Annotated in this window: 9 protein-coding genes; 2 read left to right on the forward strand and 7 right to left on the reverse strand. The window is 34.4% G+C overall.

Annotated elements, in window-relative coordinates; translation table 11 throughout:
• Positions 1-67 precede the first annotated feature (67 nt).
• Positions 68-1051: a helix-turn-helix domain-containing protein gene (locus BC781_RS12285; RefSeq protein ID WP_109618084.1), complete on the forward strand. Its 984-nt coding sequence runs from the start codon at positions 68-70 to the stop codon at positions 1049-1051.
• A 140-nt stretch (positions 1052-1191) separates the two neighbouring features.
• Here BC781_RS12285 and BC781_RS12290 read toward each other — a convergent pair whose 3' ends face one another.
• The 7 genes from BC781_RS12290 to BC781_RS12320 all read right to left on the reverse strand — a co-directional run bounded on the left by BC781_RS12290 (position 1192) and on the right by BC781_RS12320 (position 9091).
• The gene (locus BC781_RS12290; protein ID WP_158281458.1) at positions 1192-2313 is read right to left on the reverse strand and encodes a PepSY-associated TM helix domain-containing protein; all 1122 of its coding nucleotides are present in this window, start codon (positions 2311-2313) and stop codon (positions 1192-1194) included.
• 68 nt (positions 2314-2381) lie between these two features.
• Entirely contained in the window at positions 2382-2999 is a 618-nt protein-coding gene (locus BC781_RS12295) for a hypothetical protein (RefSeq protein WP_109618088.1), read from the reverse strand.
• Between the two features lie 38 nt (positions 3000-3037).
• Positions 3038-4282, reverse strand: coding sequence for a hypothetical protein (locus BC781_RS12300; RefSeq protein WP_109618091.1), 1245 nt, complete (start codon positions 4280-4282; stop codon positions 3038-3040).
• A 37-nt stretch (positions 4283-4319) separates the two neighbouring features.
• Positions 4320-6677 carry a TonB-dependent receptor gene (locus BC781_RS12305; RefSeq protein WP_109618093.1) on the reverse strand — a complete coding sequence of 786 codons (2358 nt, stop codon included), beginning with the start codon at positions 6675-6677 and terminating at the stop codon, positions 4320-4322.
• Between the two features lie 187 nt (positions 6678-6864).
• Positions 6865-7602 carry an outer membrane beta-barrel protein gene (locus BC781_RS12310; protein ID WP_109618095.1) on the reverse strand — a complete coding sequence of 246 codons (738 nt, stop codon included), beginning with the start codon at positions 7600-7602 and terminating at the stop codon, positions 6865-6867.
• Positions 7603-7667: 65 nt separating this feature from the next.
• Positions 7668-8318, reverse strand: coding sequence for a hypothetical protein (locus tag BC781_RS12315; RefSeq protein ID WP_109618097.1), 651 nt, complete (start codon positions 8316-8318; stop codon positions 7668-7670).
• Positions 8319-8413: 95 nt separating this feature from the next.
• Entirely contained in the window at positions 8414-9091 is a 678-nt protein-coding gene (locus BC781_RS12320; RefSeq protein WP_109618100.1) for a TorF family putative porin, read from the reverse strand.
• Between the two features lie 699 nt (positions 9092-9790).
• On the opposite strand from BC781_RS12320, the gene BC781_RS12325 reads away from it, so the two are divergent.
• Positions 9791-12370 (forward strand): glycoside hydrolase family 3 C-terminal domain-containing protein, encoded by a 2580-nt coding sequence (locus BC781_RS12325; RefSeq protein WP_109618101.1) that lies wholly within the window; start codon positions 9791-9793, stop codon positions 12368-12370.
• Positions 12371-12542 lie beyond the last annotated feature (172 nt).

A 12542-nucleotide genomic window follows, 5' to 3' on the forward strand; every position in this document is an offset into this window, starting at 1 on the left:
AAAATCTGTTCTTCAACAAAATTAGCTTGATGTATTATTAAAAATCAGAGCTCAACTAAACAGGTACATGGATACATTTAATCTTAACTTTAAGGAAGGTATGACTATAAATTTAGTAGAGGGTCTACTTCGAGAGTTTGGTGGGGAATTTATAGATAATTATCAATACAGATATAAGAAAGGGAAATCGAAAATTGAATTTGATATTTATACCTTCTTGGGGCAGTTTGAGATATTATTGATTGAATTTATTTCTGACATTAATTTCACAACGTCCAGAACTTCTGATGATGATCCTGAATTAATTCATGTCAACTTGATTAAAAATGGAGAGATCAATCATTTTTTTGAGGATAAAAAAGAGTTCTTAAAAGCTGATAGCCGGAAGAGAGTATTGCTTCATAATGGATTGTTTGAAATCAATAATTTTGTTCCCGCAAATACAAACGTACAAACCGTCGGGTTTCGTTTCTCAAAGAAGGTGTTTAAAGAAATAATGCCTGAATATATCAAGGAATTAAATGATCTTTTTCCTGAGAATGAGGGAATAGCCTATCACACAGCTTTACCAGCAGAACTGATAAATTTATTGGATGAAATGTTTTATCTAAAAAATGAATCTTTAAAACCTACTCCACTTATTTTAGCAAAGGGGATTGAAATTTTAGCCAAACTTTTTGATTCAGTAATTAACCTAAGAAAAGAAGACGATTTTAATGGTTTACATATTCATGATTATCAGAGGCTTTTAGAGATTAGAAAAAAACTAGTTTCGAGTTTAGATCAGAAAATTGTACTGAGCGATTTGGCTAAAGAGTTTGGTGTAAGCGTATCAAAACTTAAAAGAGATTTTAAAACACTATTCAATACTTCTGTCTATCAATATCACCTCCAAGTGAAAATGGATGAAGCAATGCGGAGATTAAAAAGTGGTGCGTATTCAATTTTAGAGATCAGCTTGGATTTGGGATATGAAACCCCTTCTAAATTTTCACAGATGTTTAAGAAAATCAAAGGGGTGAACCCGAAAGAGATTTTGCCTAAGAAATAATTGATCATTATTAGTCGTAGAATTAAGTTATAACTAATTATGATCTGAATTTTATGGTAAAGCAATCAAACTAAATGACTGTATTGAATTCTCTAGGACCTCTTTTTAATCTCGATCAGTTGTCATTCATGCGCATTGACTTATAGTTTCCTTAGCCATATTAGTAGCCCTGTGATAGGCAATGAACATCCAACCATAGTAACAATGAAATAGAAAATGACTCCTGAAAGCCCAAATATTTCACCTGTATGTAAGGGTAGTGAAACAGTCTTAAATTGATCAGCAATTGTAAGGTCAGAGAACAATATAGCCTTTTTAAATTCTCCTTTTTGATTGTAGATGATTTGATCAGGAACTATAAGATTCATCAACCCCTCTTGCTTGATTTTTGTAATCTCAATTTCTGTTTTATCATTTACAGCTAATGCTATAGATGTACTCCCATTGTATGCTAAACGTTGATTGACATCTTTCAGAAGAGGATCAATAGAAATAGATTGTGAGCCTTTTTCTTTATGCTGAATATTCATTGATTCCTCTAAAAAAGAAGCAAAGGTGTCTGAAAGTTTATGTTGTACATCTTCCTTATTGGATATATTTAAAACAGGCTGACCACCCAGTGAAACTAAAATAGTACTTTTTACCCAAGGGTAAGCAATGTATAAGCCCGTGATGGAAATAAAAACTAAAGGAAATAAGAAATAAAACCCAATGACTTTGTGGAGGTCATAAATAACTCTAGGTAGTTTTGCAGACCATTTCACTTTCAAATTTGTTTTTAGTTGCCTCTTATTCTTGGGAAACCAAAGTACAATTCCAGAAAACAAAAGAAATACAAAAATGAATACCGAAATACCAACAATCTGTTTCCCTACTTCACCTAAGAACAGGTTTTTATGTAAAGTTTTTACCGTTTGAAAAAAGTGAGTGGTAGAGACATATTTTTTCCCAATTACCTCTCCGTTTGATGGATGAATGTAAATGCTTTCTTTTTTGTTTGACCCCTTATTTTGATAGGAAACGAATATATTTCGATTAAAATCAGCAGGGTAGTCAATTGAAATAACTTCAAGTCCGTTCCTTGTGAAATCATTAATAATAGCATCTGGTTTTACCCATTCTTTTAGCTCCCTGTCTTTATTAAAGACTACACTATAATTTAATAGTTCAGTGATTTGTTTTTTGAACGCAAACATTGCACCTGAAAAACAGACAACGATCAAAACAATACTGGAAAGTAGTCCAAGCCACAAATGTGACATGGACATTATGTACTTTAACCTTGTTTCGTTGTTTCTCTTCTTGCGAAATAGAGATTTTGAGACTTTCATTACTTGGAACTAAATTGACCTCTATATCCCTCTTTCTTCGTTAGTTCAATGTATTGCTTATATTGTTCCTCAGAAAATAACTTCTTAAGAGCAGAATTTCTTGATTCGTTGAATTGATTCCAATACATAGATGCAGTTTCTCTGTTGCCATGAAATCTATCATGAGCATCATGGAATGCATTCAGAAAGGCATAATTAATGGCAGTATATTGCTCTGTCTGATCCGTATCTAGGGCTAGTTTTTCAATTACTTCTGCTTTTAATTCATCAGAATAATCTACAACACCTGGCATATATCTTTTGATAAATTCATGAGCAATCACTTTTTGTTGATCATCTAAAATACCTTCTAAAACATGTTCTTGGTATTTGTAGGAGTCTTGTAACATCTTGTTTATTTCTTCTTTAGAATTATTTCCATATAATTCTAAATCAGCTAACATGAGATCTCTATCACCTTCAAAAGCGAGGATAATTTCATCATATGGTATTTTCTGATCTTCTGTTAGATTTAATTGCTGTTTTAATAAATCGAAATCCATTCTTGATTTCTTTTTTTGTTCCGTACAAGAAAATAAAACAGTGATAGTAGCGATTGTAAGAAGTATTTTTTTCATTCTGATTGATTTTGAAAAGTTAATTTGAAACTGATATTTTATTTATAAATTCCTTGGACGTAAATATTTCCGCCGTCTAGTTTTGCGCCTTTCCTAGTTTTGTATCCATCAAATTCCCAAATGTAAGCTTCAGCTCCGATAGGGCTTATTGCTATGTGAAATTTACCTTCATGAACTGCACCCGATTGGTAGAACCACATATCTGATTTGGGTACATCATGAAGTATTTCTATCTCCTGTTTTTCTACATCGATATATGCCATATCATAGGAATTATTATGATCAATACTGATATCATCTATAGCGATATATCCTCTACCATTGCCTACGTGGTGCCAGTTGATCGTTCCTACTGATTGGCCTAACTGATTTGCAATATTGAAGACATAGTTTTGATCATATTCACCTTCTCTATTTAATCTTAAAATCACTGCATCAGAGCCTTCAGTCGTCATGTTAACTTGATAAATATGATTGTTATACACATACATCGATTTACCTCTGTAGCCATAGGTATCACCGATTGAAGCATCGGATGTTACGATTTTATAATTCTCTAAACTTGGGTAATCTACTACTAGCGTTGCCATTTCATCTGGACGTTCGGTATTTGGTTCACCATTGTTAGGCTGACCTAATAATCGGTATTGTGTGCCATAGAAAAGTTTATTGCCCATAATCACTGGAGCATCAACTCTATTGACATAAGCTTCACCAATTTTATAAGTCCCCAAATCATGTTCTACAAAATCCGTAGTGGCATTAAAATACAAACCTGGAATACTGATTTTTACAATTTGTAGTGTAACAGTAACTTCCGTGTTTTCTTCATTAAAAGTTTCGACCACATTATGTGCTAAAAGCATATTATCACTTATTTCAGCATACCTTGGGTGAGTACCCACTAAATGACTGATATCGATCTCACTTACTTTATTATAACTTGAGGTTCCATTATGTTCTAATTCATAAATTTGACCTGTTCCATAATTCAAATTATAAATTCTTCCTCCTGCTGTTAAGACTCTTGCAGAACGCTCACCATCCATCTCATAACCATTATTGATAAACGTTAGGGTAGTGTCTGTAACATTAGTAGTGGGTTGCATAAACACAGAAACATTTTCATCTGGATCTGTTACATCTGTAGCCACATGAAAGACATCTTTTACCATAGGTCGATCTCCTTCAAAACCTTTATTATCTTCTGAGCAAGAAGTTAAGCATGTTGCGATTGCTAGAATGCCTAAGGCAATCTTTTTTGTTGTATTTGTAACTAACATGAAAGTTTTTTTTGATTGTATTTATTTGTTTAGTCTATTAAAAGATGGCGTAATTCACTTTAAAATAGAGGCCTATACCTGGCTGTTGAATCGCAAAGTTGTCAAAGACCTGTACATTAAATATGTTTTTTAGATCAAGACTCAATGCAAATTTGTTATTAGGTAATCGGTAAGAAACGCCTAAATCATTTACCCATTGACTTGGAATAATATCTTTGTTATCACTACCTATATTTTCCCAATGTCTGAAGTAATCATAGACGTAACGCATATTCCAGGACATGGACAGTTCTCCTTTTTTGATCCATTTTCTACTAAATTTGTATCGGATGCTGGAGTTAAACTGTAAAAAAGGCTCGTTTTTCAATCTTGAACCGTAGTACATATTTTTCCTTCCATAGATATCATAAAGAGACATATATCTCGTATCATTGTAAGCACCAGCTAATGTGGCTTCAAGTTGCCGTTTATAGTCATATTCAATTTGGAAATCAATACCTTTTGAAATGATTTCTCCAAAGTTCTCATTGACAAAAACATCGATTCCATCCACTACCTGCGTACTTTGTTGAATCATATTTGACACAGATCGGTAGAATAAAGTCGTTGAAAACATCATCGAATGTTCATTCCAAAGATAATTCCCGAAACGAAGTCCTAAGTTGATATTTTTACTTAGTTCTGGTTTTAAGTCTATGGCAGAATGGATATTTTCAGAGAAGTTACCAAATAACTCATCGGGTTCTGGTAATCTTACTGCTTGTTCTGATGATAGCTGTACAGTTATGTTTTTAGATATGTCATAACCAATAGCTAAACCATAACCATAATTGTTATCCGTAGTGGAGTGATATACTGGATAATATTCTCCGTTTATAAACTCATGATCCAACATATTGACGCTATATTTGTAAAATTTACCAAAGACATTGGTTCTTAATCGATCGTCAAAAGATGAATTAGAATAGGAGAGCCCCATTAAGTTTTTCGACATCTTGGTGTAATTATTACTTGTGTCTTGTCCGATAGGAGCCTTTCGATTGAATGCTGTTCTCTTATAATCAGTGTGGATAAGGTTGAAGTTGATTTTATTCTGTTCGTTGATGTTATAAGAAGCATTGAAACGATTAATCAGGCTTCCTTCATCCGTTGTAGAATGTAAAGGAGTTCCTGCTTCACCACCATTCGGGTTTTGAGCCCAAATATCCCCATGCCAATTGTATTTATTCGTTGTTGAGTCAACTAAGGTTCTTGAATTGATGGCATAAGAAGTAAATAAATCAAGCTCAAAGCCTTCTGTTAAGAAATCACTTTTCTTATAATGTACACTAGGAACAATATTACCTTGTGTATAGTATCTTTCTCCGAAAGGGACACTCATTGTAGCCCCATGTTGAACCTCTTTGTACATATCGGAGTATAGAAAACTGATCATCAATTGATCAGCCCATTTTACATCTGTGAACCCAAAATCTAATTTTGTTCCCAAGGACTCAAAGGCGTCATTAAAACGTTTAGCTTTTATTGATCTATCAATTCTTCCCGTATTAGGATCTACTACATAAACATCATCTCCCCAAACTGTATAATTATTGTCTGAGTAATTGTAAAATACAGCCCCCCTGAATGTTAATCCATTTTTTTGATTTCTGTAATTCCCATTCAATGCGATTTGATGTGTATTAAAGGAACCGATAGAATAAGAGACGTCTAATGAATTAAATCCCACTTTTTTCGTCTTAATATTTACCGCTCCACCTAAAGCGTCCGCGCCTAAATTTACGGGTACGACACCTTTGTATACTTGCATTTCTTCTATCAACGATACTGGTATAGAGTTTAATGAATAAGAAGCTCCATAATATTCCATTGGGATTCCATCAATGAAAAAGCGCACAGAATTTCCTCCTAAACCATTTATACTATACCTACTTCTTGAGCCTAAACCACCCTCGTTTCTCACATTTATACCTGAAGTTTGGTCTAGGATATCATTTAATTCTACAGACTGTATCTTCAATTTTTCGGTATTAATTGAGGTAGATGAGAAGCCTTCTTTTTCCATCTTTGTAGATTCAGCTTCGCCATAAATGGTTACAACATCTAGTTTTTGATCTTCCTCTTCAAGTTTGATCAGAAGGTTTGAAACGCTATTGGGAGATAGCTTTAAAGTTTTATGCACTGTTTTATGACCTACATGATTTACAATCAACTCAATTACTCCAGATTGAACATTTTGTATTGTGAAACTTCCATCATCTTTTGTATAGACGCCATTGTTCGTCCCCTTAATTACGATGTGACTAAAAGGAAGTGGATTCCCTTCTGTATTTTTGATCACACCTCTAATTGAAGTATTGTTTTGGGTAAAACGGATACTAGAATGGTTAAACATATGGTTAGTAAATACTCAAGAAGCATAAGATTGATAGTTTTTATTACACTATAAAAGTAGCATGTAACCTATTTGAATGCTCTCCCTATCAGTCTAAGCGATATCCCAAAAAGACATGAAAAAAACCGAAGAAAAGATAGATTCTGCTTTTCTTCGGAGTGGAATAGACATTTGGATATATAGGTTTTTAGAAAGAATAACCTACCCCCAGTTGAAGATTTAGGTTTCTCATCCAGCTATTCTCAACTGTAGAAGTATTTATGTTGTTTAGCCCAAAAATAGTGCGTCCACCAATATGGAAATTAGAATTAGGAATAGCGTATTGTAAACCCAATGCAAAACTCATGTCTATGGTTTTGAATTTTGTCTGATTTACTAAAGCGTTGATGTCATCTGTGATATCTATTTCTGTATCTATAGATCCATTATCTAAATATTCTCGATAAATAGCAGAGCCGTTATAATTTATTTTTGTACGGCTTAGAAAGCCAACGATCACACCACCTTCTAGTGCCCAGTTTTTATTTTTACCCATAGCATACTGTACGACTAATGGAATAGATAAGTATTCAGTTCTAATATTTAAACGACCATCCAATTCAACAGAAAACTTATCATCGTCTAGGTCTGGATCTAGGTCAGAAGCATACATCGATTCGTACATATCTAATAAACCAAATACGCCGTGTTGCCCATATTGTATTTCGGCTTGAATTGCCCATCTATCATTGATCTTATAATTGCTATAAAGACCTCCGAATCCGCCAAATAGAAAGCCTCCATCGTCAGGGTTAGCGACTAAAATAGCAGATGTATTCATACCTCCTTTAAGGCCAAATGTAAAAGGTGATTGTTTTTCTTGTGCCATAGATGTTGTCCACATCGTGAAGCAGAACAATGATAAAATTAGAGTTCGTAAGTTCATTTATTTTAAAGTTTAAGAAATAGGATATAGTTGCTATTATTTCATCTGTTTATAGAGGTGAATACTCAAGTTTTTCTTCCTACAATATTTATGAAGTAGCTGAAGCTGAAACAAATAATGCCGATAAGGCTAATAGGTGGTAGACCTCCATACCATTTTTCTGGTGTCATCCATCCGTTTAGGCCCATAAAGAAAAGGTGTATTCCTCCTGTGATCGTGGCTGTAAGGATAAACTTTCGGGAACGGAAGAATGCTATGAATTGGCGTTCTTCTTTTAATGATGTCTTGAAAACAGAATCATATACCCATAGCAGGATAAAACCAATAATACCTCCAAGTAGACTAATTCCGCCACTAAGAGTTAAAGTACCATTTTCTAAGAAGAACTGTTTATACACTGTGGGGGTGAATAATAGAACGCTCATGCATACATGGACTAGTGTAAGTAGAAAGACTATAGTACCAATGCCTTTTCTTGCATTCATGAATTTCTGAGGAACATTTATACCTAAGTTTTGTATTGGCCCAATTGAAAAATTGATACAAAGAAGTATAAATGCACTGAGTGCAATTCCTTTATTCAGTATATAGATAGGTAGATCTTTCCATAATATTTCTCCTAGTATATGATATCTAATAATGGCGTATGCTATAGAAATAAAACAGCTGATTATAATGATCTCTGTTGCTTTTGATTTCTCTTTCCTTGTATTCATACTATGATATAATTTTCTGTAAAGGTCGAATTTGAAGAACAGTTCATAGTACCTTGATGAAGGTAGATAGACTATTGTTTTAGTCTTTGTAAACTTTAAAATGTAGCTCCGAATACGAAGTGAAACACATTTGTATCAGGATTGTAAAGTCCGCCCCAAAACAGTGACAATGATCTGGACTCAGTGTATTTTATCTCTATGTTTTTCACTAAACTTAGGTTGACAATATAAAACTCACCTTCAGAAGTATAATCTCTATTTCCAGCTCCAATAACGAATTCAAAACCTTTGTAATTATATCCACTTTCCAAATATAGATGATGGTCTTCATTGAGGTTCATAAAGCATCCGAAGTAGAAATTTTTAAAGTTTTGAATAAGGCCTAACTCAATAGAGTGCCCATAAAAGGATATATTTTCTTCTCTTGAAAAACCTTTTTTTACCGTATCAATAAGAGCAGTCGAATAATAATAGTCTGTTAGTAGAATAGTCATTCCTAATCGCTCAAAAGTATAACCTAGTCTATATTCAAATTCAGTTGTGTTATTCTTTTTAAATAAAGCATAACTTCCCCATCCTCCGATAAAGAATCCATGATATGAAATTAAGAGGTCAGGTTGTATTGCAGGGCTGTTTCCATAATCAATGCCTCTCCATACATACCGACTCACAAACTCTACACCTAGTTCTAGTTTGAGTTTGTCTTGTGCATTTAAAGTAGCAGTGCCAATAGTCATTTTTAAGAATAGAATATAAATCCAAAGTTTTTTCACATCTGTTGGTTTAAAATATTGAGAGGGTAAAATGAAACTGATCAGGTCTCATTTACCCAACTCAAAACATCAAATCAAAGCAAGTTTAATTCTAATCGCGCTTCACATTCAGCTGTCATAAGCATCCTGAGAAGGAAATCAACTAAAGTCTCAACATCTACTCTGGATTTTCAACAAACAAATATTTTAAATTCAATCTTATCGAGTCTTAGTACTTGAAGAGCATAAAGGGCTTCTTTAGTCTAATGAAAGACCAAAGAAGTACCCTTTCTTACCACCTATCAAGTTTAGTGTTTAATAGTGTTGTATTATGGTTAGGCTTAACAAACTAAATTAATAAAACGACTTCGGTACAGTGTAGCTGAAACGACTCATACATTGTACTCCTTATTTGATTACAAAGTAAGTGGGTTTTGCTCTAAGACTTTGGGAAAAAAGAGTGCGATTTCGGTAAAAAAATGCTGTTCGAAAGTCAGTATGTTAGATTCTTGATAAGAAATTTTTTGAAGGAATAGGAGGGGCGTTTTTTCTGTCAATTTAAAGACACTGGTCAAGTGAAGTTACATACTTGTGGTTTATCATATTTGTTTTCAGTGGGTTGTGGGGTTGTCCTTATTTTGTCCATGGCTTATTTTTCTGATTCTTTTTCTTGAACTGTACATTCCAAAAAGTTTTAATCAACACATAATTTTTTGAAACATGGTACAGAAAAATTTGATATACTTTTTAATACTACTCTTGAGTAGTTCAACGGTATATGCTCAAGATTGGAGAAATCCGGAAATGCCTCTTGAGAAAAGAGTAGATGACCTCTTGTCAGAGATGACTTTAGAAGAGAAAATTAGTTATTGTGGGTCGGTTATTCCTGCTATCGAACGTTTAGGCATCCCTAGGTTTGAGTGGTATGGAGAGGCCTTGCACGGTATCATAGGATGGAATTGTACACAGTTTCCTCAGAATATAGCCATGGGTAGCACTTGGAATCCTGATCTGATGTTTGATGTAGCTACTGCAATTTCAAATGAAGCGAGAGCATTAAAAAATCAAGGGAAAAAAGAAGTGATGATGTTTTCACCTACGGTAAATATGGCACGTGACCCTCGTTGGGGACGAAATGGCGAATGCTACAGTGAAGACCCATTCTTGATGTCTGAAATGGCTAGAATGTATATCAGAGGAATGCAAGGGAATGACCCGAAGTATATGAAGACAGTTACGACGGTAAAACATTACATTGCTAATAATGTCGATAAAGGACGTGAATTCATTCATTCTAATATCAATAAGAAAGACCTGTACGAATATTATTTTCCAGCTTACAAGACATGTATCGTAGATGAGGAAGCGACAGGAATTATGACAGCCTTAAATGGTTTGAATGGTATACCTTGTTCGGCACATGATTGGTTGGTGAATGGTGTGTTGAGAGAGGAGTGGGGCTTTGAGGGTTATGTGATAGCCGACTGGGCTGCTGTGGGAGGTATAGAGAAAAATATGAAATATACCGATACACAGGCCAAAGCTGCTGCTTTAGCTATTCAGGCAGGTGTCGATCAAGAATGTTTTAGAAATAAAAAAAGGTTTGCACCTATGGTCGTTGCTTTGAAAACGGCTATTGAAGAAAATCATCTGACTGAAGAGGAATTAGATGTATCTGTAAAAAGATTGCTAAGACTACGTTTTATGACAGGTGATTTTGATGATCCTTCCCTAAATCCTTATTCACAAATTCCTAATTCAGTACTCGAATGTGATGCGCATAAAAAACTGGCTCTTAAGGCCGCAGAGCAGAGTATTGTATTACTGAAAAATGATGATATTTTACCTTTATCGAAGGATGTCGAAAACTTGGCCGTAATTGGTCCTTTTGCTGACCGTTGTTGGATGGGAATTTATTCGGGCTTTCCTAAAAGTAAAATCACGCCTTTAGACGGAATCAAGAATCATGTAAATGCAAAGGTGAGTTATGCCGAAGGCTGTGCTGTAAATGCCGATGAGAACGATAAAACAAAAATTGCAGAAGCGGTAGCTTTAGCTAAAAAATCGGATTATGTAGTGCTTTTAGTCGGAAATGATGAAACTACATCTACAGAAAATGTCGATAGGAAATCATTGAAATTGCCGGGTAATCAGCATCAATTGATCAAAGAAGTACAAGCTGTAAATGACAATGTGATTTTGGTTTTGGTACCAAGCGGCCCTACGGCTATTTCTTGGGAACAAGAACATGTTTCTGGAATTGTATGTGCTTGGCCAAACGGACAAGAGCAAGGAACAGCATTGGCAAATGTATTATTTGGAGATGTGAATCCAGGTGGAAAACTCAATGCAACTTGGTATCAGTCGGATGATGATCTTCCAGATTTTCATAATTATTCCATTCAAAGTGGACGCACGTATATGTATTTTGAAGGAGAACCATTATATCCTTTTGGTTATGGCTTAAGCTATACTGACTTTCAGTTTGATGAATTAGAACTGACTAAAAAGAAGCTAGATGTTATGGATGACCTCCAAGTAACAACTAAAGTAAGTAATATTGGAAGTAAAGATGGAGATGAAGTAGTACAAGTCTACATCAGAGACACAAAGGCAACTGAAAGAGTACCTCTAAAAGTACTTAAAGGTTTTGAGCGTGTTCATATACCGGCAGGAGAAAGTAAGTCGGTACAAATAAGGGTGCCTTATGAAGCGTTTGCTTTCTACGATACCCTACAAAACAAGTACAGAGTAGAAGAAGGAAAATTTGAGATCTTAGTAGGTAATTCAAGTACAAATATTACTGCATCTAAAAAAGTATTTGTAACAGGTGGGGATATTCCTGTAAGTAGATTAGGGGAGAAGAAGAGTGCTTACTTTGATGCCAAAGATGAGAATCGAATTAAAAAGTGGGATCATTTATACGATGATAATAATGGCATAATTGTAAGCTCAATCAAAGAAGAAGATAATTCTGAATGGGTTGAGTATGAAATCGTATTTTCTGATCCAGGTTTCTATGTAAATACTTGGGATGCCGAATTGAGTTTTAAATCCGCAGCGAAAGGTTCTGTTATTGAAACTTCAATGGCAGGGGCAAAAATCAATTCTTATGAAGTGCCTCAAAACTTAACCATTCCAATCAAGATTCCGATTCCACCAGAATATGATAAAGCTGTTCGTTTTAGAATCAAAACTTTAAAAGGAAATGTAGAACATCAATCCATTAAAATTATCCCTCCCGGAAATGTCAAAGCTTTTAGCATTGATAAAGTGGTGAAGAAGTCGAAACAGATTTAAACCATTAAAGCATGTAAAAAGGTAGTAAGACAATCTAAGGCTTACTGCCTTTTTTACTAAGCTACCCTAGAACTTGCGAAGTGATTTAAGGGCTAAGAAATAAAATTAAGTAATGGATGCAGTGTTTTAGATTCGAAGAATGAGTCAGTAAAAGTTGTGTGAAAATTCCGAT

Source organism: Sediminitomix flava (assembly GCF_003149185.1).
GTDB classification, from domain to species: domain Bacteria; phylum Bacteroidota; class Bacteroidia; order Cytophagales; family Flammeovirgaceae; genus Sediminitomix; species Sediminitomix flava.